The 24,200-nt window shown below is 62.5% G+C and carries 27 protein-coding genes; 22 read left to right on the top strand and 5 right to left on the bottom strand.

Translation table 11 applies throughout. The annotated features are described in order from the left end of the window. Positions 1–542: 542 nt before the first annotated feature. The 4 genes from KBY65_RS07010 to KBY65_RS07025 all read left to right on the top strand — a co-directional run bounded on the left by KBY65_RS07010 (position 543) and on the right by KBY65_RS07025 (position 2,671). Positions 543–890: a hypothetical protein gene (locus KBY65_RS07010; protein ID WP_255000999.1), complete on the top strand. Its 348-nt coding sequence runs from the start codon at positions 543–545 to the stop codon at positions 888–890. 304 nt (positions 891–1,194) lie between these two features. Continuing rightward, positions 1,195–1,665, top strand: a complete 471-nt coding sequence (locus KBY65_RS07015) for a hypothetical protein (RefSeq protein WP_255001000.1) — start codon at positions 1,195–1,197, stop codon at positions 1,663–1,665. 71 nt (positions 1,666–1,736) lie between these two features. Beyond that, positions 1,737–1,934, top strand: coding sequence for a hypothetical protein (locus KBY65_RS07020; protein ID WP_255001002.1), 198 nt, complete (start codon positions 1,737–1,739; stop codon positions 1,932–1,934). Between the two features lie 488 nt (positions 1,935–2,422). After that, positions 2,423–2,671, top strand: coding sequence for a hypothetical protein (locus tag KBY65_RS07025; protein ID WP_409996631.1), 249 nt, complete (start codon positions 2,423–2,425; stop codon positions 2,669–2,671). Between the two features lie 23 nt (positions 2,672–2,694). On the opposite strand, the gene KBY65_RS07030 is transcribed toward KBY65_RS07025, so the two are convergent. Continuing rightward, entirely contained in the window at positions 2,695–2,955 is a 261-nt protein-coding gene (locus tag KBY65_RS07030; RefSeq protein WP_254970005.1) for a Nif11-like leader peptide family natural product precursor, read from the bottom strand. Between the two features lie 544 nt (positions 2,956–3,499). Between KBY65_RS07030 and KBY65_RS07035 the strand changes: the two genes are divergently transcribed. After that, positions 3,500–3,664 (top strand): hypothetical protein, encoded by a 165-nt coding sequence (locus tag KBY65_RS07035; protein ID WP_255001004.1) that lies wholly within the window; start codon positions 3,500–3,502, stop codon positions 3,662–3,664. On the opposite strand, the gene KBY65_RS07040 is transcribed toward KBY65_RS07035, so the two are convergent. Beyond that, positions 3,661–4,320: a hypothetical protein gene (locus KBY65_RS07040; RefSeq protein ID WP_255001006.1), complete on the bottom strand. Its 660-nt coding sequence runs from the start codon at positions 4,318–4,320 to the stop codon at positions 3,661–3,663. The genes KBY65_RS07035 and KBY65_RS07040 overlap by 4 nt on opposite strands. Before the next feature lie 697 nt (positions 4,321–5,017). On the opposite strand from KBY65_RS07040, the gene KBY65_RS07045 reads away from it, so the two are divergent. Genes KBY65_RS07045 through KBY65_RS07055 form a run of 3 tightly spaced genes read left to right on the top strand, consistent with a single transcriptional unit; the run spans position 5,018 to position 7,409 of the window. Continuing rightward, entirely contained in the window at positions 5,018–5,419 is a 402-nt protein-coding gene (locus KBY65_RS07045; RefSeq protein WP_254988055.1) for a hypothetical protein, read from the top strand. Further along, positions 5,416–5,721 carry a hypothetical protein gene (locus KBY65_RS07050; RefSeq protein WP_094560898.1) on the top strand — a complete coding sequence of 102 codons (306 nt, stop codon included), beginning with the start codon at positions 5,416–5,418 and terminating at the stop codon, positions 5,719–5,721. The genes KBY65_RS07045 and KBY65_RS07050 overlap by 4 nt, the downstream gene beginning before the upstream one ends. Further along, positions 5,718–7,409 carry an ABC1 kinase family protein gene (locus KBY65_RS07055; RefSeq protein ID WP_255001008.1) on the top strand — a complete coding sequence of 564 codons (1,692 nt, stop codon included), beginning with the start codon at positions 5,718–5,720 and terminating at the stop codon, positions 7,407–7,409. The genes KBY65_RS07050 and KBY65_RS07055 overlap by 4 nt, the downstream gene beginning before the upstream one ends. 42 nt (positions 7,410–7,451) lie before the next feature. Here KBY65_RS07055 and eno read toward each other — a convergent pair whose 3' ends face one another. Further along, complete coding sequence (eno, locus tag KBY65_RS07060) at positions 7,452–8,747, bottom strand: phosphopyruvate hydratase (RefSeq protein ID WP_254988059.1); 1,296 nt, start codon at positions 8,745–8,747, stop codon at positions 7,452–7,454. A 140-nt stretch (positions 8,748–8,887) separates the two neighbouring features. Here eno and gloA point away from each other — a divergent pair, with 140 nt between their 5' ends. From gloA to rplL, 8 genes are all read left to right on the top strand, one after another. Continuing rightward, the gene (gloA, locus tag KBY65_RS07065; protein WP_255001011.1) at positions 8,888–9,280 is read left to right on the top strand and encodes a lactoylglutathione lyase; all 393 of its coding nucleotides are present in this window, start codon (positions 8,888–8,890) and stop codon (positions 9,278–9,280) included. 12 nt (positions 9,281–9,292) lie between these two features. Next, a complete protein-coding gene (locus tag KBY65_RS07070) occupies positions 9,293–12,004 on the top strand; it encodes an ATP-dependent Clp protease ATP-binding subunit (protein WP_255001013.1) in 2,712 nt (903 codons plus the stop codon). Positions 12,005–12,066: 62 nt separating this feature from the next. After that, on the top strand, positions 12,067–12,288 hold the full coding sequence (secE, locus tag KBY65_RS07075; protein ID WP_233128632.1) for a preprotein translocase subunit SecE: 222 nt from the start codon (positions 12,067–12,069) through the stop codon (positions 12,286–12,288). 103 nt (positions 12,289–12,391) lie between these two features. Then, the gene (gene nusG / locus KBY65_RS07080; RefSeq protein WP_255001132.1) at positions 12,392–13,009 is read left to right on the top strand and encodes a transcription termination/antitermination protein NusG; all 618 of its coding nucleotides are present in this window, start codon (positions 12,392–12,394) and stop codon (positions 13,007–13,009) included. Positions 13,010–13,114: 105 nt separating this feature from the next. After that, on the top strand, positions 13,115–13,540 hold the full coding sequence (rplK, locus tag KBY65_RS07085; RefSeq protein ID WP_106632872.1) for a 50S ribosomal protein L11: 426 nt from the start codon (positions 13,115–13,117) through the stop codon (positions 13,538–13,540). Positions 13,541–13,627: 87 nt separating this feature from the next. Next, positions 13,628–14,335 (top strand): 50S ribosomal protein L1, encoded by a 708-nt coding sequence (gene rplA, locus KBY65_RS07090; protein WP_255001014.1) that lies wholly within the window; start codon positions 13,628–13,630, stop codon positions 14,333–14,335. Positions 14,336–14,578: 243 nt separating this feature from the next. After that, positions 14,579–15,106, top strand: a complete 528-nt coding sequence (gene rplJ / locus KBY65_RS07095; protein ID WP_094560882.1) for a 50S ribosomal protein L10 — start codon at positions 14,579–14,581, stop codon at positions 15,104–15,106. A gap of 69 nt (positions 15,107–15,175) precedes the next feature. Beyond that, positions 15,176–15,565, top strand: a complete 390-nt coding sequence (gene rplL, locus KBY65_RS07100) for a 50S ribosomal protein L7/L12 (protein ID WP_255001015.1) — start codon at positions 15,176–15,178, stop codon at positions 15,563–15,565. A gap of 264 nt (positions 15,566–15,829) precedes the next feature. On the opposite strand, the gene KBY65_RS07105 is transcribed toward rplL, so the two are convergent. Next, positions 15,830–16,537 (bottom strand): DUF3747 domain-containing protein, encoded by a 708-nt coding sequence (locus KBY65_RS07105; protein WP_255001017.1) that lies wholly within the window; start codon positions 16,535–16,537, stop codon positions 15,830–15,832. Positions 16,538–16,645: 108 nt separating this feature from the next. Between KBY65_RS07105 and KBY65_RS07110 the strand changes: the two genes are divergently transcribed. From KBY65_RS07110 to KBY65_RS07135, 6 genes are all read left to right on the top strand, one after another. Next, positions 16,646–17,386 (top strand): ribonuclease H, encoded by a 741-nt coding sequence (locus tag KBY65_RS07110; RefSeq protein ID WP_255001018.1) that lies wholly within the window; start codon positions 16,646–16,648, stop codon positions 17,384–17,386. Positions 17,387–17,394: 8 nt separating this feature from the next. Continuing rightward, complete coding sequence (locus KBY65_RS07115; protein ID WP_255001020.1) at positions 17,395–18,567, top strand: quinone-dependent dihydroorotate dehydrogenase; 1,173 nt, start codon at positions 17,395–17,397, stop codon at positions 18,565–18,567. A 104-nt stretch (positions 18,568–18,671) separates the two neighbouring features. Next, positions 18,672–19,487, top strand: coding sequence for a hypothetical protein (locus KBY65_RS07120; protein WP_255001021.1), 816 nt, complete (start codon positions 18,672–18,674; stop codon positions 19,485–19,487). Then, complete coding sequence (locus KBY65_RS07125; RefSeq protein WP_255001022.1) at positions 19,484–20,173, top strand: PilN domain-containing protein; 690 nt, start codon at positions 19,484–19,486, stop codon at positions 20,171–20,173. Before KBY65_RS07120 ends, KBY65_RS07125 begins: the two co-directional genes overlap by 4 nt. Next, positions 20,173–20,940: a hypothetical protein gene (locus KBY65_RS07130; RefSeq protein ID WP_255001023.1), complete on the top strand. Its 768-nt coding sequence runs from the start codon at positions 20,173–20,175 to the stop codon at positions 20,938–20,940. The genes KBY65_RS07125 and KBY65_RS07130 overlap by 1 nt, the downstream gene beginning before the upstream one ends. Positions 20,941–21,167: 227 nt before the next feature. Then, the gene (locus tag KBY65_RS07135; protein ID WP_255001024.1) at positions 21,168–23,276 is read left to right on the top strand and encodes a general secretion pathway protein D; all 2,109 of its coding nucleotides are present in this window, start codon (positions 21,168–21,170) and stop codon (positions 23,274–23,276) included. Positions 23,277–23,351: 75 nt separating this feature from the next. Here KBY65_RS07135 and KBY65_RS07140 read toward each other — a convergent pair whose 3' ends face one another. Next, the gene (locus KBY65_RS07140; protein WP_315860051.1) at positions 23,352–24,125 is read right to left on the bottom strand and encodes a pentapeptide repeat-containing protein; all 774 of its coding nucleotides are present in this window, start codon (positions 24,123–24,125) and stop codon (positions 23,352–23,354) included. Positions 24,126–24,200: the final 75 nt, after the last annotated feature.

Here is a 24,200-nt window from a genome sequence, read left to right on the forward strand (position 1 = left end):
GGCCTGCAGGAAGGCGATCAGATCAGCACTGGCAACAGAATGGGCCAACGGACGGGAGCAGTCCCGACAAAACCGGCACCAGCATGGCCGCGCCAGCTGCCTTGTGCCTGACTTTCAGTCGGCCCTGGGGTCAGACGGACTTGCTTTGCCATAAGGCGCACGATACCTCAAGCACTCCACAGAGGCAAAGCAGTTTTGAATGCCTATGCCTCAGTGCCTAGCACAGATAGCAGAGTGTCAGACACCAAACCAGAGCACGACCTGAACCACGGCAAATCCCACCAGGGCAACGAGGGCAAGAAGGGACGGGAAACCAGTTGCGACCATACCGACTCCGCTGACGACCCCATTTCTAAAGCAAATCTGAAACAATGACGTAGCGATACACACACCAGCGCCGAGCGGAACATTCCTCAATGAATAGAGGTATCAGGCGCTCGCTCTCCAGTTCAATGTGCTATGATTGCTGTGTTGAGGGCAAGAGGTTCATTAGAAACCCGCCCTCTCAACCACTCATCCGAATCCCACAGAGGATCAGACCAATGCCGACCGACCTTTCCACCATTGACCTTGCGACCCTCAATGCCGCCCAGGGCGTGATCGTTGCCGCCATCCGCAACCAGTGCTGCCAGTGGGAGCAGGAATCCAGCGATGCCATTGCCGATGGTCACCTCAGCAACGCCGTGATGGTTCAGCACTGGGCATTCGCCGCTGACATCCTTGCCAGCAAAGTGAGCAGCGAGTTCAGCACCCTGTTCATCAGGTCACTGGATGCCCGCCTTGGTGATCTGACCCCCACCACTCACCGCTCAGTTGCCGATCAGGTGCTGGATGCGGTTGCTCTGGAGGTGGCGGCATCGCAGGAGGTGCCCGAACTGGTTGCGGTTTGACGACTTTTCAGCATTAAGCACCACGCCTTGCTGCTTTGATGCTATGATTTCAGTGTTGAGGGGCAAGAAACACAAAGTAGTTCGCCCCTCCAACCCCTTTCCTGAAACCCACAGAGGTTCCAACCGATGCTTCAGCAATCCATTCCCCGCCACTGGCACTTCGCCACCCCTGAGCACGAGGGTCTGTCCATTCCCCCGAGCATTAGCGAAAGGACTGGCGCCCAATGGGGATATAATATAGAATATCCTTATTAGTTTAGAGCAAGTGAAGCAAATCATTGCTCCAATCGCTAACAAAGTGTGGGTGAAATACTCGCATATAATCAAGGGATTAATAGGGTTTGGAGTAATGAGTGGTTTTATCCCTCTCGCCGCCTACTACTCGCCAGAACAAGTAAGCACAAGAAAAGCAATATTGCGACCAATTCAAGCGGATAACGAATTGCATGGAAAAAGTCAATACGCCCAAGTTGCGGCACCATTTAATAGGACATCAAGGGACGGGGTTTATGCAAGCAAAGACCCTAGAGTCTACAATGGGAGATACGGTTATTTTGTATGGTGCAGAGAGGTCGCCTGCGGCACGATAACCGCAAAAGCAGATATATTTGATTTGGATGGAAAACTAATCGGGAAATCAATGGATAGCAAAACGGGAAGAGTGGGTCAAATGGTATTAATGCTGCCATTTTCATCAATGCCATCTTCCGCAAAGGCAAATCTTGCATACATTCAACTGACGGAACTTAAAGTTGATGGCAAGAATGCATTCTGACGACTGTGGGGAAATCAAACCCCTAATCAACCAATGCCCCTGCCACGCTCCACCCACTACCCCCAGCAGAAATGGCATACGACCATCCCGACGCTCCTAAGCAGTTCGGCATCCGCCTCAGTGAAGAGACGATGGAACTGGTATCCGCCATTCAGGAGTTTCGCCAACGCACCAATCAACCCATCACCCTTGCTTCCATCGTGGAAGACGCCATCCAGTGTCACTACAACCGCTTGGTCAAAGAGGGTGCCATCTATGGAGAGAAGTGACACCACCACTACCGCCAGGTGCTCTGAAGCACCTACTGAGGACCCTCCCTCCTGAACGCCCAGACCCGTTCCCGCATCTGGCAGATCTCAGCGCCGATCAGTTGCTAGAGCGGCGGGTTGAGATCGCTGGGCAACTCAAGACCCTGGAGCAAGAGCGTCAGGCGATTGATGCCACCCTGCTGGGGGTCTTCTCGGATGCTGAACTCCGCTTTGGTGTTCGTGCCCCTGGTGGATGGGTTCTGCGCCAGCGGTCACGAACCTCCTGGGAATACTCACCCGAAACAAGGGATGCCATCAAGGGTCTTCAGCAGCAGGCACAACGGGATGGAAGGGCACAACCTCTGGTGAGCACCTATCTGGTGGCAGTTCAGGAGGAAACCTGAGAGGGACCGATCGCAGCAAACTCTGGTAGGATATTACTACTTGTAAAGGCGACAATGTTCACAAATCTCTTTGGAATCCTATTTGCGGTCCTGTCCTTCGTTCAAGTGCCGCAGTGGGACAACGACTGGAAGAAATGTTCCGTTGCCGTCCCCGACACCGCTTGCCACTGGTATGTGGTGAACCCTGACAACACCTTTGGAAAGGGTTTCAGTTGGATCACTGCTCCTGAGTTTGATGTCGCCACCCTGCGGGACATCGGCATTCAGCACGAGGTCACCGTGGCGCAAGGTTACCAGACCACCGTTGAGTTGATGAATGCCACCTCAACGGTCAAATACGGCGACGACTACTGATAGGTCAAATTAGTTTCTTAGCATTAGACGCTAAAGACCTGCTGTAGATGGGCGATGGGATTGGCACCCACCTCGCCACCAACAACCCAAAACTCAGTGCTGCCACTCCTCAGTAGGGCACGGAAGTCATCAGCGTCAATCAAAATCCCGCAGTGCTCCGCTAAGGCGACCATCTCCTCTGGGGTGCTGGCGGCATAGAACTCACGCCCCAATTCTGGTTCCTCATCCATCCGATAGAGGAAGTGATCCAGGGCATCCAGTAGCGGTGAGGCGGAGCAATCCACTCAGGGCGCTCAAGAGGTGAAACCATTGTGGGCGAAGGCAGGTTTTCAGAGTACAGAACTTCACGGCAGCAGCATCTGACGCTATAATTACGGCATTGAACTCCACAGAGAGTCGCTCCAATGCTCAAGACCTCAACCAACGGAACTCAGGCAACCACTGCCATCAAGTTCTCCCTGCGCCCTACTGCCGAAACCCTGGCGGATCTGTCACGACCTATTGACCCAAGGCACCTCAAGACAAGGCAGCAAGGCGGAATGACTCTGACTTACTGCCCCTGGAACACCATTGCCCGCCACCTTCACCACCGTGCTCCTGGTTGGTCGTGGGAAATTCAGGAATGCCAGCAGATCGGTGAAACCGTAGTAGTAACTGGGCGTCTGACCATCCCAACTGCTGATGGCGACCTGCTCCACTACTCGGCGGTAGCATCGGAACCGTTGGAGTCAGCATCAAAGGCACCCGCTGCTGAAGTTGCTGCCTCTTCGTGCCTGAGAAGGGCGGCAGCATTAGCAGGTCTTGGGTTGGAGTTGTGGGGGTGATCCGATGACCATCAACATTGAATGGCAAGACCAGTTCGGTCGCTGGCATCACTACCAGACCAATCAAAACCAGGCAGATGCCTATCGGGTCGCTCAGCGTCGTGCTGAATCAATAAAAAAGCGCCATCGCCTGGTGGATGGCGATGGACGCTTGATAGACCAGATTTAGTTAGCAATAAGCTCTGCTGTCTTCAGGCGGGGGATAGAAACCCAACCTGCTTTGTTCAACAAGTAAGGATGCGGGTAAAGGTGGGGGTTAGAAAGCATGACAACCTCTTCTGGACTGAGATTGTATGTATTAGCGGTAGAAACGACCTTCTGACGGCGTTTCTTCTGAGTAGGCACAGAATGCTTTTCTACAATCTGCCGCAAAGGAGGGATATCTTGTATCAACTTGCCAGAACGACGAGATAGATTGACAAGCACAGGTTTCTTGATCATCTGACTATCCCAAACCATGTCTTCACCCATAAAACAAGCGGTATCATCATACCCTTTGAAGATAGAACAAATAGATCGCCTCTCGCGAGAAAACTGCTTTTTCATATCGTCAAAAGATAACGAAGGATCGTGAGTAAGTTTCTTGGGAGTATCTGCGTCTACAGGGCAGGCATAAGGGGAAAACATTAGGTGATTTAGATATTGCTGGTTAGGATCAAGACCTTCAGACACTAGTTCAACTAAGTCAAAAGGGAGGGCATCATAATACACAATTTTATTCAGACATTTCTCATAATCAATGACCACGCCTGAGTAAGCGCGAGGACCAATGTCTTGGAAGCGGCGGGCATGTTCTCCTGCTACTAGTGTGAGGGAGATATTCAAGTCCGTGTTAGATCGTGGAAAGCATAATTCACAAATGGACTCGGTCGTCTTACCGTTTAGGACAAGCGTATCCGTATAAGGAACAAAGTAACTCTCTGAACCTCCGTTACGATAAGTAGGATCAACCAGTTTACCTTCAGGCGTCAACCAGCAGTGGGGATCGTGGGCGATGGGGCGCTTGTGTAGAACCTTCGTCACAGTGGTGCTTCCTGCCTTCGGCAAGGCGCAAAATCCTGCCGTTTGCTTACGGAACGCTTACAGCGGTCACCGTGTGGCAAGGGATTTCAGGAACGCTTACGGTATGCTTACGGTAACCTAAGAACCTCAAAACCCTGTTGTGGCAATGGTTTCTGTATTACGTTGGCACCAACGCCGATTACACGACGTAGGAGCTGGGGCTTTGACATTGCGGACCATGCGCAGCGTTGGCGCTTTTGAAACCAAAACCCGCCACGTCAGGCCGCCCGTTGATCTGGGCAGCACCAGCCAGGCTCTGCAGCGATTCAGCCAGGGGCAAACCCTTGGCTGTCTCCCTGTTCAGGAGCTGCGGGATGCCGCACGCCGATGACGATGGCTGAAGCCCGAAACGCTCCGCCCTGGCCAGGCCTTCCCTCTTAGGGTGAACCTCATGGCACACGCCCAGGTCGCTGCTCCCGCTCCTGCTCGCCCTCGGTCACACTGGCAGGTGCCATTGGTGGTGGGTGTTTGCTTTGGCTTTGGCTACGGCATCACCCACCGGCTGCTTGCCCTGCAATTGCCTTCATTGGTGCGGTTGGGTCAGGGCTTTGAGATGAGGCCCTTTCCCGGCATCACGCTGGAGAGCCTGCGGCTGCGGTTTGGCGCAGACAATCAGGAGATTCGCGGCGATTTGGATCTGCTGGAGCTGGAGAACAAGCCCACGGCTGATCCACCGGCGGCAAAGCCTGAGGATCAGCCCACCCCCGATCCAGGGGCTGGCTTGCGTGAGGCCCCTCTGGACCCGGCGCCGCTTCCGATGCCCCGGCCGACAGCTCCTGTCCCCCGCTTGGAGGCCCCACCGCCGCCCCAGCTGCCGAGTGCGGATCTGCCACAGTTCTCCCCAGAGGCCGGGCCGCGATGAGTGCGCCGCAATCGTTAGTGCAGGCCGCCGTGCAGCGACTGGGGGTTCGGCTGGGCAGCGGTCTCGTCGATGCAGCCGCCAACCTGGCCCTGCTCGCCCAGGATGCGCCCGAGCGGCTGCGCCAGGAGCTGCAGTTGTTCTGGGAGGAGGTGGAAGCCGAGGCGGCCCGGATCGAACGGGGGGAGGCAGAAGGGCCCGAAGCGGCCCCGACCGCCGCTGGCCCTCTCGATCCCCAGGATCAGATCGATGCCCTGCGCGCTCGGGTGGCGGCACTGGCGCGACGTCTGGACCAGCGTTCGTGATTCTGCGGCCGCTGCGCATCTGGTGGTTGGCCCTGGCCCTTGTGCTGGGGCTGTGGTGGGACGGTCAGGATTGGACCTATCCCGGTGGCGTCACGCTGGAGCGCCGGCAACGGCGTCAGCGTCGCCGGGCCCGCTGGCTCACCCAGGAATTTCTGGCTCTGGGCTCGGCCTTCATCAAGTTGGGTCAGTTGTTGTCGGCCCGGCCGGACGTGATGCCCGCGGAGCTCGTTGAGGAGTTGGCCACCCTCCAAGACCGGGTGCCGGCCTTCCCCTTCACCGTGGTGCAGGACCTGCTGGAGCAGGAGCTGGGTGAGCGCTGCGCTGAAATCATCGACCTTGAAGCCGAACCACTCGGTTCCGCCAGCCTGGCCCAGGTGCATCGCGCCTGCCTGCGCAGCGGCCGTCAGGTGGTGCTCAAGGTGCAGCGCCCTGGCCTGGAGCGCACCTTCCGGCTGGATCTGGAGGTGCTGCAGCAGGTGGCCGCCGCGGTGCAGCGCCATCCCCGCTGGGGCCGCGGCCGCGACTGGATCGGCATCGCCCAGGAGTGCCGGCGGGTGTTGCTGCGGGAGCTCGACTTCCGCCTCGAAGCCGAGCATGCGGCCCGCTTCCGCCAGCAGTTTCTTGATGATCCCGGCATCCGCATTCCCGCAGTGGTGTGGGAGCTGAGCACCCGGCGGGTGTTGTGCCTCGACTACGTGCCCGGCATCAAGATCACCGACCGCCAGGCGTTGCTCGAGGCCGGCATCGTGCCGGCGGCGGTGGCCGAGAAGGGTGCGGCCAGTTATCTGCAGCAACTGGTGCGCTTTGGCTTTTTCCACGCCGACCCCCACCCCGGCAACTTGGCCGTAGCCCCCGACGGAGCGCTCATCTACTACGACTTCGGCATGATGGGCCAGTTGTCGGGTCAGCTCCGGGGCCGCCTGGGCACCATGGTGCGCGCTGCCGCGGCCCGCGATGCCAGCGGCCTGGTGGCGGAACTGCAACAGGCTGGGGTGATTGCCCCTGGCGTCGATCCCGGGCCGGTGCGCCGCCTGGTGCGCGTGATGCTCGAGGAGGCCCTGACGCCCCCCTTCTCCGCCAACGTGCTGGATCGGTTGTCGGGCGATCTCTACGACCTGGTCTACGGCCAGCCCTTCCGCCTGCCGCCCGAGCTGATCTTCGTGATGCGGGCGCTCTCCACCTTCGAGGGGGTCGGCCGCAGCCTCGATAGCGGCTTTAGCCTGGTGGCGATTGCTCGTCCTTACCTGCTTCCTCTGATGACATCAAGCGGTTCGGGAAGCGGTGTGGGCGGTGGCAGTGGCGGCAGTGGCGACCGCTTCGGCAGCGAATTGTTCAATGAGATTTCACGACAGGCCGCTGAGGTAGGCAGCCGCGCCCTGGGCATCCCCAAACGCCTCGACGACAGCCTGGCCCGCATCGAGCAGGGCGATCTGCAGGTGCAGATTCGGGCCGGAGAAACCGATCGGCTGCTGCGCCGGCTCGCCCTGGCCCAGCAGGCTGCTGGCCAGTCGATGCTGCTGGCAGGGCTGGCGGTGGCTGCGGCCCTGCTGGCAGCCAGTGCCAGGCCAGCTTTGGTGGCGATCCCCCTGGTGGCTGGCCTGCCCCTGGGCCTGAGCTGGCTCAAGCTTCAGGGCCGGCTCAAGCGCGATGGGCGCCTGGATCAGTTGCCTGGAGTGGGCCAGGGCTGATCCTTCGCACTGTGGATCAGCACCGTGGATCAGCTCCGTGGATCAGGCCTTGCCGCGGGGGCCCCGATCCTCGGCGCCGGCGTAGATCGCCTGGCTGCCCAGCTCGTCTTCGATGCGCAGCAGCTGGTTGTACTTGGCCACCCGATCGGAGCGGCTGAGGGAGCCCGTCTTGATCTGGCCAGCCCGGGTGGCCACGGCCAGATCGGCGATGGTGGTGTCTTCGGTTTCGCCGGAGCGGTGGCTGATCACGCTGGTGTAGCCGGCGCGGCCGGCCAGATCGATCGCCTGCAGGGTTTCGGTGAGGGAGCCGATCTGGTTCACCTTGATCAGGATCGAGTTGGCCACACCCAGATCAATGCCGCGCTGCAGCCGGGCGGTGTTGGTAACAAACAGGTCGTCACCGACGAGTTGCACGGTTTTGCCCAGTTTTTCGGTCAGCAGGGCCCAGCCGTCCCAGTCGTCCTCGGCCACGCCATCCTCGATCGACACGATCGGGAAGCGGCTCGCCAGTTGGGCCAGCTGGTCGACCATCTCGGCGCTGCTGTAGCTGCCGCCGCCGAAGGTGTAGCGGCCGTCCTTGTAAAACTCCGTGCTGGCCACATCCAGGGCCAGGGAGATCTGGTCGCCGGGGCGGTAGCCGGCTTTTTCGATCGCCTGGATCAGCAGCTCACCGGCGGCATCGTTGCTGGCCAGGTTGGGGGCGAAGCCACCCTCATCACCCACGGAGGTGGACAGGCCTTGGTCGTGGAGCAGGCCCTTGAGGGTGTGGAACACCTCAGCGCCCATGCGCAGGGCTTCGCGGAAGCTGCTGGCGCCGTGGGGCACCAGCATGAACTCCTGGAAGTCCATGTTGTTGGAAGCGTGGGCGCCGCCGTTGATCACGTTCATCAGCGGCACCGGCAGCAGATTGGCCAGCGGGCCACCCAGGTAGCGGTAGAGGGGCAGGCCCACGCCGTTGGCGGCAGCCCGGGCGGTGGCCAGGCTCACGGCCAGCACGGCATTGGCGCCGAGGCTCGACTTGTTGTCGCTGCCGTCCAGTTCGGCCATGGCGCCATCGACGGCGCTCTGATCCAGGGCGCTGAGGCCACACAGGGCCGGGGCGATGCGCTCTTCGATGTTGTTGACAGCCTGGGTCACCCCCTTGCCGAAGTAGCGGCTGCCGCCATCGCGCAGCTCGTGGGCTTCATGGGCGCCGGTGCTGGCACCGCTCGGCACGATCGCCCGGCCGCTGGCACCACCCTCCAGCAGCACCTCGGCCTCAACCGTGGGGGTGCCGCGCGAATCGAGCACCTCCCGTGCCACCACGGTGTCGATCACAAGGTCGAGGGAGTCAATCACGTTGGCGCGCCACGGCTGTCTGATTGGCGATCCTATGGGGCACCCCCTCCGCTCCTTTTGTGCCACTCGGTACAACGGCTGAAGTTGCTGGCCAGAATGGGAGTTCGTGAGTCCTGGTTGATGCTCGGCCGGGTTGATTGATGCGCATGCTGCACACCATGCTCCGGGTGGGAGATCTGGAGCGTTCCCTCTCCTTCTATACGGAGGTGCTGGGCATGCAATTGCTGCGCCGCAAGGATTACCCCTCCGGGCGCTTCACCCTGGCCTTTGTCGGCTATGGCGATGAGGCCGACAACACCGTGCTGGAGCTCACCCACAACTGGGACACCAGCCAGTACGACCTTGGCAGCGGCTACGGCCACATCGCCCTGGGGGTGGATGACATCCAGGCCGTTTGCGCCGCCATCCGCGTCAAGGGCGGCAAGGTGGTGCGAGAACCCGGGCCGATGAAGCACGGCAGCACGGTGATCGCCTTTGTGGAGGATCCCGATGGCTACAAGGTGGAACTGATCCAGCTCTCGTCCCGCGGCTGACCCCGCAAGCCCATGCGCGCCGATCCAGTGCCCTCCAGCCTCACCAGCGATCCCGATCGTTTCAGCGACGACGCCTGGGAGCTGCTCCTGGCCGCCCAGGACACGGCCCGGCGCTGGCGTCATGGCGCCATGGACGTGGAGCACCTGCTGCAGGCCCTGCTGCTGGAGCGGCGCTTTGGCTGCTGGCTGGATCGCCTGCCCCTCGATCCCGATCGCCTGTTGGATCGGCTCGAGAGCTTCTGCGCCGACCAGCCCGGTGGCAGCGGTAGCGAGCTCTACATCGGCGATGCCCTGGAAGACCTGCTCGAGGACGCCGACCGCTGCCGGGCCGCCTGGGACGCGCGCCTTTTGGAGGTGCCCCATCTGCTGGTGGCCCTGGTGCGGGAGCCCCGCATCGGTGCCTCTCTGCTGGGGCCGGAGGGTCTCAGCGAAGACCTGTTGCTGCGGCAGTTTCGGCCCAGTGGGGCCGCGGCCGCTCCGGTGTCTGCACTGCCCCCAGTCGCCCCCGCGGCACCTCCCGACGCCTGGATCGACACCGCCACTCCCGCCCCGCCACCGGCAGCAGCGCCCAGCGCCGAGCTGCGGCTGGAGCAGGAGCCGCTTGAGCCCAGCGCCCTGGAGCGCTACGGCCGCGACCTCACCGCAGCGGCCCGCGCCGGTGAGCTCGATCCGGTGATCGGCCGCGACCTGGAGATGCGCCGCCTGATCCAGGTGCTCTCCCGCCGTAGCAAGAACAACCCGGTGCTGATCGGCGAGCCGGGCGTGGGCAAGACCGCCGTGGCCGAGCTGCTGGCCCAGCGGATCGTGGCCGGCGAAGTGCCGGATTCGCTCCAGGGTTTGCGGCTGGTGGCGCTCGATCTGGGCGCCCTGATCGCCGGCGCCAAGTTTCGCGGCCAGTTTGAGGAGCGCCTGCGGGCCGTGCTCAAGGAGGTGCGCGACGCCGATGCGGTGCCGGGTGCCGCAGGGGTGGTGCTGTTCATCGACGAGCTGCACACGGTGGTGAGCAACGACCGCTCCAATGCCGATGCCGGCAGCGTGCTCAAGCCGGCCCTGGCCCAGGGCTACCTGCGCTGCATCGGCGCCACCACCCCGGAGGACTACCGCCGCAGTATTGAGAAGGATCCCGGCCTGGAGCGCCGCTTCCAGCAGGTGCTGATCAAGGAGCCCGGCCTCGACACCAGCGTGGAGATCCTGCGGGGGCTCAAGGAGCGCTACGAGCTGCACCACGGCGTGGCGATCACCGACCCGGCCCTGGTGGCGGCGGCCCGGCTGGCCGACCGCTACATCACCGACCGCTGCCTGCCCGATTCGGCCATTGATCTGGTGGATGAGGCCGCCGCCCAGCTGCGCATGGAGGTGACCTCCAAGCCCCAGCTGGTGGAGGCGGCCGAGGCCGAGCTGCGTCGGGTGGAGCTGGCCCTGCTCTCGGCCGAGGCGGCGCCGCTGGAGGAGCGGGTGCAGTGGCAGGAGCAGCGCCGCCAGGCCACTGAGGCTTTGCAGCGGGTGCAGCAGCGCTGGCAGGCCGAGCGGGAGCGGCTGGCGGAGCTGCGCGACCTGCTGCAGCAGGACGAAGACCTGCGCCACGCCATCGCCGAAGCCGAGCGCGACGGCGACTACGAGGAGGCGGCTCGGCTGCAGCACGACCAGCTCAATGCCCTGCAGCAGCGCCGCGAAACCCTCGAGGCGGAGTTGCAGGGGGAAACGATCCTGCGGGAGCAGGTGGAGGAGGGCGACATCGCCGATGTGGTGGCCCGCTGGACCGGCATTCCGGTGCAGCGGCTGCTGGCTGGTGAGCGTCAGAAGCTGCTGGAGCTGGAGGCCAGCCTGGGCGAGCGGGTGGTTGGCCAGCCGGAGGCGGTGGCGGCGGTGGCCGCGGCGATCCGGCGGGCCCGGGCGGGGATGCAGTCGCCCACCCGGCCGGTGGGCTCCTTTCTGTTTCTGGGCCCCACCGGCGTGGGCAAAACCGAGTTGGCCAAGGCCCTGGCGGCGTCTCTCTTCGACGAGGACGACGCCCTGGTGCGGCTCGACATGAGCGAATTCATGGAGCGCAACGCCGTGGCCCGGCTGGTGGGGGCGCCCCCCGGCTACGTGGGTTACGAGGAGGGCGGCCAGCTCACCGAGGCGGTGCGGCGCCGGCCCTATGCGGTGCTGCTGCTCGACGAGGTGGAGAAGGCCCACCCGGAGGTGTTCAACCTGCTGCTGCAGGTGCTCGACGACGGCCGGCTCACCGATTCCCAGGGCCGCACCGTGGATTTCCGCCACACAGTGGTGATCATGACCAGCAACCTGGCCAGCCGCGCCATCCTCGAGAGCGCCCGGGCCGATTCCTCACGAGCTGAAGAGCAGCAGACCTGGCTTGACCAGCAGATCGACCAGGCGCTGGCGTCCCAGTTCCGGCCGGAATTCCTCAACCGGATCGACGAGGTGATCCGCTTCCGGCCGCTGGGGCCGGCGGATCTGCAGCGGATCGTGCGCCTGCAGCTGGCCGAGCTGGCCCGCCTGCTGGCGGAGCAGCACCTGGAGCTGGAGGTGCCGGAGCCGGTGGTGCAGGCCCTGGCCGAGCAGGGCTATGAGCCCGAATACGGCGCTCGGCCCCTGCGGCGGGTGCTGCGCCGTCAGCTGGAGAATCCCCTGGCCACCGAGCTGCTGGCGGAGCGCTTCAGCGGCGCCCGGGGTGTGCGCGTCGAGCCGGGGACTCCCTTGACCTTTGTGCCCCTCGGGTAGGGTGGTCTTTTGCCGATACGCGCGGACGTCCCCGTGCGCCAGCGCCCGTGGATTCCGACGCCATCAATCCAGATTCCCCTACCCCTGATCAGCCCACACCGCCAGCCGAGCCCCAGGGCTTTGCTGCCGCCACTCTGGCGGAATTGCGCAAGGTGGTTTGGCCCAGTCGCCAGCAGCTGTTCAGTGAATCGGTGGCCGTGATCTTGATGGTGAGTCTCTCGGCGGCGGCGATCGCTGCGATTGATCGCTTCTACGGCTGGGCCGCCCTTCAGGTGTTTCGTTGAGCCTGTGTCCCGTTAAGTCCAGTGCTTCGTCAAGTGTTTCGTTGATCCCGTTCCTTTCTTGAGCCCCGTGTCCGAGCCCCTGTCTGAGAGCCCCCTCGACGTTTTGGAGCCTGCAGCAGAGGGGCTGGAGGTGCCCGCCGCCAGCGGCGAAAAGCTCCAGGTGGCCCGCTGGTACGCCGTGCAGGTGGCCTCCAGCTGTGAGAAGAAGGTCAAAGCCACCCTTGAGCAGCGGGCCGTCACCCTCGGCGTGGACAACCGCATCCTGGAGATCGAGATCCCCCAGACCCCGGGGGTGAAGCTCAAGAAGGATGGCTCCCGCCAGAGCACGGAGGAGAAGGTGTTTCCCGGCTACGTGCTGGTGCGGATGATCCTGGATGAGGACACGATGATGGCGGTGCGAAGCACCCCCAACGTGATCAATTTCGTGGGGGCGGAAGAGCGGCGTGCCACCGCCAAGGCCCGGGGCCACATCAAGCCTCGCCCCTTGAGCCGCTCCGAGGTGGACCGGATCTTCAAGCGGGCCGCCGAGAAGAAGGCCGTCGTCAAGGTCGACCTCACCGAGGGCGATCAGATCCTGGTCACGGCCGGTCCGTTCAAAGACTTCCAGGGCGAGGTGATCGAGGTGAGCGGCGAGCGCAACAAGCTCAAGGCCCTGCTCTCGATCTTCGGCCGGGAAACCCCGGTGGAGCTGGAGTTTTCCCAGATCAGCAAACAGAGCTAGGCCTCGGCCCAGCTCAGCGGCCGTCTCCCTGCGGAGGACGGCCGTTCAGTCCACACCCCCGGCGATGGGGGTGATCCGCAGAATTTGCCCCAGTAGCCCGAGACGATGGCCAAGAAAGTCGTTGCCGTTATCAAGCTGGCCCTCCAGGCCGGCAAAGCCAACCCTGCACCGCCGGTGGGCCCTGCCCTCGGTCAGCACGGCGTCAACATCATGGCGTTCTGCAAGGAGTACAACGCTCGGACGCAGGAGAAGGCCGGTTATGTGATTCCGGTTGAAATTTCGGTCTTCGAAGACCGCAGCTTCACCTTCATCACCAAGACCCCTCCCGCCTCCGTGCTGATCTCCAAGGCAGCCGGTATCGAGAAGGGTGCCGCCACCTCCGCCAAGGGCAGCGTCGGCGCCATCAGCCGCGCCCAGCTCGAGGAGATCGCCAAGACCAAGCTGCCCGACCTCAACTGCACCAGCGTTGAATCGGCCATGCGCATCATCGAAGGCACCGCCCGCAACATGGGCGTCGCCGTCAACGATTAAATCCCCAAACCCATCCACCCTTAGCCGGGGGAGATCCAGGCAGCCCTGAGGGGCCCGGTTCTGAATCGCTCGCACCCCATTCCCACCATGCCAAAAATTTCCAAGCGTTTTTCCGCGCTCAGCGCCACGGTTGAAGACCGCAGCTACACCCCCCTCGAGGCCATTGAGCTGGTCAAGGCCAACGCCAACGCCAAATTCGACGAGACCCTGGAGGCCCACGTGCGCCTCGGGATCGACCCCAAGTACACCGACCAGCAGCTGCGCACCACCGTGGCCCTGCCCCATGGCACCGGTCAGTCGATTCGCATTGCGGTAATCGCCCGCGGTGAGGCCGTGGCCTCTGCCAAGGCAGCCGGTGCCGACCTGGCCGGCGACGACGAATTGGTGGATCAGATCGCCAAGGGTGAGATGGATTTCGACCTGCTGATCGCCACCCCCGACATGATGCCCAAGGTGGCCAAGCTGGGCCGGGTGCTGGGTCCCCGGGGTCTGATGCCGAACCCCAAGGCCGGCACTGTCACCACCGATCTGGCTGGTGCCATCAACGAGTTCAAGGCCGGCAAGCTCGAGTTCCGCGCCGACCGCACCGGCATCGTGCACGTGCGCTTCGGCAAGGCCAGCTTCGATGCGGCCAAGCTGCTCGACAACCTCAAGGCTCTGCAGGAAACCATCGACCGCAACAAGCCCAGCGGTGCCAAGGGCCGTTACTGGAGGAGCCTCTATGTGACCTCCACCATGGGCCCCTCGGTGGAAGTGGACTTCTCGGCCCTGCAGGACATCAAGCAGGAAGGTTGAATTGCTGTGGTGTAGGGTGACCAACTGGCTTAGGCCAGAAGGGCACGCGCCCTACCCCAGACAGCAGGTGGGTTCACGCCCATAAGTCCTGCCGAGGTTCACGCGACTGGTTTGGTTCTCCGCCGCGGCTCAGCTGATCGTCAGCTGGATCGCATCGGGTGTTGAACAGGCCGCGGCCTCGAGCCCCTTCCAGGGGCGTCAGGGCCGCGTACCCGGCTTGTTCCCCCGATCCGTTCCTTCCCTATGGGCCGCACTCTGGAGAACAAGCAACAGATCGTCGAAGAGCTCAAAGGGCTCCTCGGCGAGGCCGAAATGGCGTTGGTCCTTGATTTCAAGGGCCTGACCATCAAGGAAATGTCTGATCTGCGGACCCGTCTGCAGGCCAGCAACGGTGTGTGCAAGGTGACCAAAAACACCTTGATGCGCCGGGCCATTGATGGCGATAGCGCCTGGTCGAATCTCGATTCCCTGCTCACCGGCACCAACGCCTTCGTCCTGGTCAAGGGCGATGTGGGTGGTGCGGTGAAGGCCGTGCAGTCCTTCCAGAAGGACACGAAGAAGTCGGATGTGAAGGGTGGCCTTTTCGAAGGCAAGCTCCTCTCTCAGAACGACATCAAGGCCATCGGGGATCTGCCCTCCAAGGAGGTGCTCATGGCCCAGATCGCCGGTGCGATCAATGCCGTGGCCACCAAGCTGGCTGTGGGCATCAACGAGGTTCCGTCCGGCCTTGCCCGGGCGCTCAACCAGCACGCCGAATCCGGCGAAGGCTGATCGCATTTCGCGAGTTCGAGCTCCCTCGATCCGACTGTTCACAAACAGATCTGTTGCTGATTCCCAACCATGTCCGCTACTACCGACAAGATTCTCGAATCGCTGAAAACCCTTTCGCTGCTTGAGGCTTCCGAGCTCGTCAAGCAGATCGAAGAGGCTTTCGGTGTGTCCGCCGCTCCCGCCGCTGGCGTGATGATGGCCGCCCCCGCCGCTGGCGGTGGTGGTGCTGAAGCCCCCGAAGAGAAGACCGAATTCGACGTCATCCTCGATGGCTTCGAAGATACGGCGAAGATCAGGGTGCTGAAGGCTGTCCGCGAGGCCACCGGCCTCGGCCTGGGCGAAGCCAAGGCTCTGGTGGAAGCCGCTCCTAAGGCCATCAAGGAAGGCATCGCCAAAGCTGAAGCCGAAACCATCAAGAAGTCCGTGGAAGAAGCCGGCGGCAAGGTCACCATCAAGTGATCGCTGGGGCCGCTTGCGGCCCTGCCTCGTCCGTCGACAGCTCCTCTGTCTCCTCGCCGGCCCCTTCCAGGGCCGGCTTTTTGTTGGCCGATCGAGCCAATAAAAAAGCCCCGCCGAAGGCAGGGCTCTGAGTTGGAACGATTCTGGGAGTCTGTCCTCGTTTCGACCCCGGAAGAGCGTTCCCACTCCTCACACGAGAGAAACTTAACGGCTGCTTTCAGGGTCCATGAGGGGCGGGAGGACTCTCTGGCAACTGTCACGGGGTTATTGGTTGCTGAAGGGGATCACGGGCAGCCGGATCGGCCCCGGGCCCAGGTTTTGAGCCACCAGGCTGGGTGGGGCCACCGGCGGCTGCAGGCTGGCGTGGAACATCTTCTGGCCGGGGCCTCCCGACGAGGAGCTTCTCGCTTTGGCGACCAGCTCCGGCAGAGGGCTGGCGTTGGCGAAATAGATGTGGCTGAGGGTCTGCTCGCCATAGGCCCGCCGCTGCAGATCCCAGCCTGGCTCGAGCTTCAGCGCCACGAAGCCATCCCGTTCGCGTGCGGGCACCTGGGCCCGCCCCACCACCAGCACCGTGGGATCGCTGGTGGTGCTGGCCTCCAGCTGCAGTTCGGTACCGCTCTGGCGCAGCTGCAGCCGGTAGCGGCTGGCCAGATCCTGATCGGCGATGCGCAGGGAGTAGCCGTTGCTGTCGAGGTAGCGGCTGCAGATGCCGGTGAAGTTGAAGCGGTTGAGAGCCGGATCGACCAGGCCGTCGGGGCGCTGCTCCCAGCAGAGGGGCTGGGTTTTGATCTGCTCGAGCACCAACAGGCTCCAGGCGCTGTTGCCCACCGGCCGCGCCAGCACGGCAAAGCGGCTGGCATCAAGCGGGCGGCTGTTGAACACGTTGGCGGCCTGGGCCCAGGGGCTGAGTGCGGCCACGCCAGCGCCGGCTAGCCCTGCAGCCGCCAGGGCCAGGTAAGTTCGAGCCAAGAGTCGTCCTGTTGTTCGACCCACGGACGGGCCCGGAGTGGAGGAGTCCATGGCTGGGCGCGACAGTGGGTCAGGAATGCTCTTTAGCGAATCTTTTGGGGTTGTCCAGTGGCGGCTAAGCCGGTGAACGTGGTGGCTGCGGCCTGTGATGGCGCCTGCAGCGGCAACCCGGGCCCCGGGGGCTGGGGAGCCTTGCTGCGCTTTGCCGACGGCTCGGTGCATGAAATGGGCGGGGCCCATCCGGCCACCACCAACAACCGCATGGAGCTCACCGCGGCCCTGGCCCTGCTGGAGGCCCTCAAGGCCCTGCCCCGTGATCCCCGGCTGACGATTCGCACCGACAGCCGCTACCTGATCGACGGCTTCGGCAAGTGGATCCAGGGCTGGAAGCGCAAGGGCTGGCGCACGGCATCTGGTGGCGCGGTGCTCAACCGGGATCTGTGGGAGCAGCTCGACCAGGCCCGGTTGCCGGGCGTGGAGCTGGTGCATGTGAAGGGGCATAGCGGCGACCCCGACAACGACCGCTGCGATGCCATCGCCGTGGCCTTTTCCCGCGGCCAGATGCCGGCCATGGCCGCCGGCGAGGTGCTGACCACAGCCCGGATCGAGGCGGATGTGCCGCCCCCAGGCTTGCAGCAGTTGCTCACCCGCCTGGAGCTGGCCGAACGCTTCGCCGCCCAGGGCTACGGCCTCAGCCTGGTGGAGCTGGCCCAGCTGGTGGAGCAGCCCCTGCAGCAGCTGGAGCGCCGCAGCAGCCCCTGGCGCTGGCGCGACTGGCAGGTGCTGCCCCTGGGGGGCGGCCGCTGGCGTTTGCAACGCGACGCGGGAGGATTGGGCGACCGGGAGTAGGCGGGGAGATGGCGGATTCAGGCACCGCAACCAACACGGGCGCGCTCTACGGGCGCTTGGTGGGGCCGCTGCTCAGCCGGGATGACGGTGCCGATGCGGAGCAGCTCAGCCAGCTCACGCTTACGGCCTTGGCCCAGGCTTCGTTGCGGCGCCAGTGGCCCCTGGTGAGTGGCGCCCTGGCCGGCCTGGCCGACGAGTTGCAGCGGCCCGATCCCCGGCTGGAGCAGAGCCTGTTTGGCTGCCGCTTTGCTAATCCGGTGGGCCTGGCGGCTGGCTTCGACAAGAACGGCGTCGCTGCTGGGATCTGGCATCTGTTCGGCTTTGGTTTTGCGGAGCTGGGCACGGTCACCTGGCACGGCCAACCGGGCAACCCCAGGCCCCGGCTGTTTCGCCTGGCGGCGGAGCGGGCGGCGCTGAACCGGATGGGTTTCAACAACGACGGCGCCCAGGCCCTGCGCCGCACCCTGGAGCGTCAGCAGCTCCCCGCCCCCGGCCGGCGCCCGGCTGTGCTGGGCATCAACCTCGGCAAATCGAAGATCACCTCGCTGGAGCTCGCCCCCGACGACTACGCCTCATCGCTGGAGCTGCTCGCCCCCCTGGCCGACTACGCGGTGATCAACGTGAGCTCGCCCAACACGCCAGGCCTGCGGGAGCTGCAGGAGGAAACCCTGCTGCGGCGCCTGGTGGAGCGGCTGCGGCGGCTGCCCGCCTGCCCGCCCCTGCTGGTGAAGATCGCTCCCGACCTGGAGGACGACGCCATCGATGCGATCGCGCGCATGGCCTACGAGGAGGGGCTGGCCGGCGTGATCGCCGTGAACACCAGCCTGAATCGCCTGGGGCTGGAGCAGCGTCGCCTCGCCCAAACGGGCCAAACGCTGGCTGAGGAGGCCGGCGGCCTGAGTGGGGTGCCGCTGCGGGCCCGGGCCCTGGAGGTGCTGCGGCGATTGCGGGCCACGGCGGGGCCAGCCCTGCCCCTGATCGGGGTGGGCGGCATCGATTCAGCCGAGAGCGCCTGGGAGCGGATCACAGCCGGCGCCTCGCTGGTGCAGCTCTACACCGGCTGGATCTATGGCGGCCCGGCCTTGGTGCCCGAAATCCTTGAAGGGTTGGTGACCCAACTCGAGCGCCACGGACTGTCCCATGTGGGCGAGGCCGTGGGCTCGGGGCTTCCCTGGCGCTGAAAGTTCGGTAGGTTCCCTATAACAATTCGAACCGATCGTTGGTACTAGCGGGACTCCAGGAGACATGGCGCCCCCTCCGTGCCCAGCTGTTCCCCAAGCTGGTGATGGTCGATCTCTCCGAGCAGTTGGTGATCGGCCAGCCGGTGAAGCGGGGCAGGCCGCAGGAGCCGATCTGGACCGCTCCCATCCCGGCACTCACCTGCCGGGATGGGGTGCCGCAGCTCAAGGATGCGGTGGGGGATTTTTTGGGCGACCTGCTGCTGGAGTACGGGGGGATCGACGCCCAGCTGGTGGTGTCCCTGCCTCGGCAGGCGTCCCACTGGCGGGTGGTGGATTGGCGGGCGGGTCAGCAGCCGGGTGACTCGGTCGATGCCCTGCGCGCGCTGAATCCGGATCTGGGCTGGCCGTTTTCGCTGGAAGCGGCTTATCTGGATGTGCATCCCTTGCCGGGTCGTCCTGCCAGTTCGTTGGTGATCGCGGCGGAGCGGTCGGTGGTGGACGCCTGGGTGGAGGTGTTTGCGATCGCCGGCAGTACCCTCCAGCATCTGTTGCCGTCGCAGGTGTGCCTGATGTGGGGCCTGCGCGACGCGCTGGTGGCCACGCCTGCCGGCACCCTGGTGGCGCTGTTGCAGCCGCTTGATCAGCAAACCAGCCTGATCCTTTGGCACCAGGGCGTGCCCGAGTTTGAGCGGATGTTGCCTGGGCCGATGGTCGATCTGATCCCCGCCCTGCAACAGAGCTTGGAGTTTTACCGGAACCTGCAGGCTCCCGGCGCGCCGGTGCGGTTGTTGTTGGCGGCACCGCTGGAGGATCAGGCGTTGTTGGAGCAGGCGCTGGATCTGGAGGCCGAAGTGGTCGATCACGATGGCTTTGGCTCCCTCTGTTTGCAGGGCCTGGGCAGCTTGGAGCTGGTCCAATGACGACAACCCCAACCACCAGCCAGTTCGACCTGCTGCGCGAAAAACGCCAGGAACTGAACCTGCCGGAACCCGTTGTGGTTGGGACGCAGGGCCGTCAGCGGCTGGTGCAGGGCGTGGCGATCGGCGCCGCCCTGATCGGCCTCTCGCTGGGCATGGCTGTGCTCGTGTTGTTGCGCGCCTTGATGGTGAGCGCTGCGGTGGATCGCCTTGGCACGGTGGAGGCGGAGGTGCAGTTGTTTGAAACCCAGCTCACGGCGGCCCGGGGCAAGCTCAAGAGGGTGGAGAACGCCAATGCGGATCTGGTCAAGGGACTGATTGCGGTGCGTTCCGGATCGGCGCTGATGCGCGATCTGCAGCTGCGGGTGCCGGCAGGGGTGCAACTCACCGCTGCTACGGAAGAGGGGAGTGGCTACCGGCTCAAGGGGGTGTCGCGGGATCCCCAGGCTTTTGCCCGCATCAATGCGCTTCAGCTCCAGTTGAAGCGCTCCCCGTTGCTGGATCCCAATGGCGTCACCCTCGTCAAAGCGTCACGGGGTGCTGCGGGGTCAGGACCGGTCAGTTTTGAGTTGTTGGTGACCTTTCGTCCGCCGGTCAGCCCGTTGGCGGAGAAGCAAATTCTCACCCAGCTCGGAGCTGAGGGCTTGGTGCGTCGCCTTGATCTGCTCCAGCAGGAGGGCTTGCTCTGATGACCAACCTTCAGGATGGGGCTGATCGGAATGCCTCCCAAGTGCAGCAGCGCTTGCTTTTGGGGCTGCCGATTGGGGTGGGTGCGCTGCTGGCGGTTTTGGTGGTGGGTGTGGGGGTGGTTCCCCAGTGGTTGAAGCTGCAGTCGGACAGCGAACGGCTGGCCCAGCTGGAGGACATCCAGGGCCGGATCCCCCTGCTGCGGGCCCAGATCGCCAAAACGGCGGAAAGCCAGGAGGCGGCTGATCGCAAGCAGCAAAAGGTGTTGCAACTGATCGAAGGGAGTGGCGAGTTGGTCACCTTCCTGGCCCAGCTGGATCGGGAGGCCAGCCGCCTCGGTGTGCAGCTGGATCTGTATGAGCCTGTGGCAGCACTGCCGCCCCCAGCTGCGGATGACAAGAAGGCTCAAAAAGGCGAGCAGCCGGCGGCGCCCCCCAAGTCTCCCCTCGAGGCGGCTGGCCTGAAGGCCCAGCAGGTGTTGCTCACGGCCGAGGGCCCCTACCCCAATGTTTTGGCGTTTTTGCGCGCCACGGAAAAGCTGACTGTTTTGGTGTCACAAAGCAACTTGTCGCTGACTGCCGTGGAGCCTCCCAAGGCAGCCCCCCAGCCTGCTCCCCAGGGTGGTAATCAGGCGGGCAATCAGAGCGGCATGGGTGCACCAGCGGCGATCCCTGTGGCGGCGAAAACTGAGTTGAAATTGACGCTGACTTATTACCAGTCTGGCAATGCAGTGAAGCCCACACTTGTGCCGCCCAAGAAACAAACTTAGCAAGCGTCGACGTCTTCTTCGCTGCCCTAGCTTTTCAGAAATCGGTTCGGTAAGATCCGTACAAAGTTGTGTGAAGAACGTTGGGTAGGGATTGGGGTCGTCGTCTTGCTACGGCCGCTGCGGCAGCAGTTCTCCCTAGCTTTGCTGTTCTTGATGCTGCTGGCCAGGCCTCCCCGCGCCAAACCTCTGCCTCCTCCCGCGGCTCTGCTGCTGCCGCAGCGGGACCGATGCAGCTGCAGGTGCGTCGCCTGGGCAATGCGGTGGAGCTGGTGGTGGTGGGAGCTGGTCCTGCGCCTCAGTTGCAGCAGTTGGCGCAGCCCAACGGCTGGCAGGGTCAGCTCACCACGGCATCGCCGACGGGTCTGCGGGTTGGCCCCCAACGGCTATCGATGCCGGAGCTGGGGTTTCAGTCGGTCAGCCTTGATGGCTCGGGTAGCAGCTACAGCCTGTCGGTGACCCCGATGCCCGGGGTTCTCCTGGCACGTCCGGTGGTGAGTGCTGATGGTGTGAATCTGATTCTCACGTTTCCTGCTTCTCCGCAGGTTTCCCTGCAGACAAATCAGCTGGATTTAAGTCAGCCTGGGGCGGTGCCACAGCCCGCCTATGCGCCTCCGCTGCAGGCGAGGGCTGTTGCTCCGCCGTTGGGAGATATGGCTGTGGGGACGATGACACTTCGTAATCCATTGAATGTCGAAGTGAGTGGGCCACCGGTCACAATGACTTTAAAAAATGCACCTGCCAGAGATGCTTTAATGGCACTCGCTCAACAGGGTGGATATGGATTCGCTTTTACTTCTGATTCAGGAAGAAATGAAACTACTTTGTCCGAAACTAGATCATATAGCTTTGGAACAGTTCAAGAGTCTAATACTACTAAGCCTGCCGGGGTCCAGGTGGATGGGAGCTACCCTGTCACTGTAGCATTTAAAAGTGAGAGCTATCAGCGGGCTTTTAATTTCATCCTGGCCGTATCTGGTCTTCAGGCCAAAAAAGATGGAAATGTAATCATAGTAGGCCCCAGGGTGTCGGGATTGGCATTAGGATCTCTTGTGTCCAAGGTTTATCGACTAAATCAAGTTAGCCCGAATGCCTCGGCCGATTATCTTGCCAATCTAGGCGCTTCAGTCACTAAGACGAACACCATAACGACTGCTGTTACGCAGGGGGTAAGCCAATCCAGCACCGTAAGCAATGCACCTTCTAGTGCTACTACTCAATCTAGTAGTCAGACTAGGGTGGAGGCCTATGGGGCTTCAGCTGGACCACTTATTGGCCTAAGGGCGACTACAGATACAAGGCTTGGGACTATAACTTTGGTAGGCAGTTCTTCTGTAGTTGTGGTCGCCGAGCAATATTTGCGTCAGCTTGATTTGCGTCAAAGGCAGGTGGCATTATCGGTAAAAATATTAGATGTGAATCTTGACAATGATTCCGTTATGGAAAACAGCTTTGCAATTAGGTGGGGCAATAACTTCATTGTCAATGATGGCGGCGAGCTGCTCGGAGCTTTCGGGAATAATTTGCCACCTAGCTATAATCCTTTGACTGGTTTTAGCTCTGCCGAAGCAAATCCTGGTACGGCTTATCCAAAAAACCAGTTTTACGACTTTCTCAGGGCCCAAATTATTTCTCAAAGTACTAAGCTTTTGGCAAGTCCAACTTTAATTCTTCAAGAAAATCCTGCTGAGCTGCGTGCAGCTGAAAGTGGTTCTTCGAGTGGTAGCGGCTCTGGTCAAAGCCAGGGAGGATCATTAGATGAGTATAGTATTGATTCGCCAATTGGCCGCCGCAGGGCTAACGAGGGGGTCGTCAGGGTTGGCACCAATGTGATTACCCAGTACCAAGTTAATAATGCGGCAAACTCTGCTGGTGCCAGCAATATAATCATCTGTCAGCCCACCCTTTCCACGGCTGGACTTGTTTTAGGGGCCCGTATCGAGAAGATTGATGATAATGGCTTTGTCACTTTTGCTTTGTCTCCCAGTGTTTCTGCGGTAACGGATCGTGAGCCAGTCCCCGGCTGCGGAAATATTGATATTTTGAGTGTGCGGAGATTGGATACGGGTGCGCTACGGGTGCGAGATGGTCAAACGTTAATTATGACGGGTGTGATCTCAGAGTTTGATCGTGCTGAAGTCAGCAAGTGGCCTGTTCTTAGTGATATGCCCCTGATTGGTTCTTTATTCCGCTCTAGTGGGACTCGCCGCGAAAAGCGAGAGTTGGTGATCATGGTGACGCCAAAAATCATTAATGATGTAGAAGGTGGTGTCTATGGCTACGGCTATCAGCCTTCAACTCCTGATGCTCGCAGCTTTATGGGGGCATCGGGGTATTAGAAAATGACGGGTATGCCCAAGCGGTGGCTGGCGGTACTCACCGCCTCTGAGTTCGGCCCCGCACTTTGAGAGCCCTTACAGGCCCATTGGCAGAAAGGCCTTGGCCGCCAGCGGGGCCAGAAACTGAAAGGCGGCGAGGGCGCCACTCAGGGCTTTACTGCCCGCTCCGTTGCCGTCGGGGGTGTTCGGCTTGGTTGATGCCACCACTGTGTTGGCAGCTTGCTTCAATTGCAACGCCTGCTCCTGCTCGCCGCGTTCTCCATAGAGGCTCGCGGCGTAGTTGAAATCGTTGGCGGCGAGTTCGCTCTTGCCCTGCTCACCGCGGCAGATCCCCCGGGCCACCCAGCTGATGGCGGCGGCGGGTTCTTTGCTGATAGCTGCGCTGAACAGTGTTTCCGCTTCTGGATAGCGGCCCTGCTGGGCCGCCTCGGCACCAGCGTTGTGCAATTCCGCGTAACTTAGTTGTGTGGGCTCGATGCCCGTGGCCCGTTGCCAGTGGCTGCGCGATAGGGCTCCTCGGTCCAGCAGGGCACCACTGAGATCGGCCTGGCGTAGATCGGTGCCATCCAGCCGCGCGCCGCGCAGGTCGGCACCGCGCAGGGAAGCCCCCATCAAGCTCGTGAAGCTCAGATTGGCGCCGCTGAGCTGGGCGCCATCCAGGCGGGCCTGCCCCAGGTTGGCCCGTTGCAGCTGGGCCTGGCGTAGATCGGCGTCGCGCAGATCCGCGTGCACCAGATCCGCATTCTGGAGCTTGCAGCCACGGCAGCTGCGGGTGTCCAGCAGCTTGAACAGGTCGGTCGAATCCGCCTTGGCGCCAGGCGCCATCAGCATGGCCACAGCAGCGAGCAAACTGGCGGTGGCGCTCAGCAGGTGCCCTTGACCTGGCAACGTCGGAGGCACTATGCGGCTTGGCATGGCATTCGT

The organism is Cyanobium sp. Alchichica 3B3-8F6, from assembly GCF_024346435.1.
Taxonomy (GTDB): domain Bacteria; phylum Cyanobacteriota; class Cyanobacteriia; order PCC-6307; family Cyanobiaceae; genus Cyanobium_A.

Excerpts from the sequence above, each read along its gene's own strand:
- KBY65_RS07010 (WP_255000999.1), top strand. The coding sequence starts at position 543 with ATGCCGACCGACCTTTCCACCATTGACCTTGCGACCCTCAATGCCGCC.
- KBY65_RS07020 (WP_255001002.1), top strand. The coding sequence starts at position 1,737 with ATGGCATACGACCATCCCGACGCTCCTAAGCAGTTCGGCATCCGCCTC.
- KBY65_RS07035 (WP_255001004.1), top strand. The coding sequence starts at position 3,500 with ATGACCATCAACATTGAATGGCAAGACCAGTTCGGTCGCTGGCATCAC.
- KBY65_RS07050 (WP_094560898.1), top strand. The coding sequence starts at position 5,416 with ATGAGTGCGCCGCAATCGTTAGTGCAGGCCGCCGTGCAGCGACTGGGG.
- gloA (WP_255001011.1), top strand. The coding sequence starts at position 8,888 with ATGCGCATGCTGCACACCATGCTCCGGGTGGGAGATCTGGAGCGTTCC.
- KBY65_RS07070 (WP_255001013.1), top strand. The coding sequence starts at position 9,293 with ATGCGCGCCGATCCAGTGCCCTCCAGCCTCACCAGCGATCCCGATCGT.
- rplK (WP_106632872.1), top strand. The coding sequence starts at position 13,115 with ATGGCCAAGAAAGTCGTTGCCGTTATCAAGCTGGCCCTCCAGGCCGGC.
- rplA (WP_255001014.1), top strand. The coding sequence starts at position 13,628 with ATGCCAAAAATTTCCAAGCGTTTTTCCGCGCTCAGCGCCACGGTTGAA.
- rplJ (WP_094560882.1), top strand. The coding sequence starts at position 14,579 with ATGGGCCGCACTCTGGAGAACAAGCAACAGATCGTCGAAGAGCTCAAA.
- rplL (WP_255001015.1), top strand. The coding sequence starts at position 15,176 with ATGTCCGCTACTACCGACAAGATTCTCGAATCGCTGAAAACCCTTTCG.
- KBY65_RS07115 (WP_255001020.1), top strand. The coding sequence starts at position 17,395 with ATGGCGGATTCAGGCACCGCAACCAACACGGGCGCGCTCTACGGGCGC.
- KBY65_RS07120 (WP_255001021.1), top strand. The coding sequence starts at position 18,672 with ATGGTCGATCTCTCCGAGCAGTTGGTGATCGGCCAGCCGGTGAAGCGG.
- KBY65_RS07125 (WP_255001022.1), top strand. The coding sequence starts at position 19,484 with ATGACGACAACCCCAACCACCAGCCAGTTCGACCTGCTGCGCGAAAAA.
- KBY65_RS07130 (WP_255001023.1), top strand. The coding sequence starts at position 20,173 with ATGACCAACCTTCAGGATGGGGCTGATCGGAATGCCTCCCAAGTGCAG.
- KBY65_RS07135 (WP_255001024.1), top strand. The coding sequence starts at position 21,168 with ATGCAGCTGCAGGTGCGTCGCCTGGGCAATGCGGTGGAGCTGGTGGTG.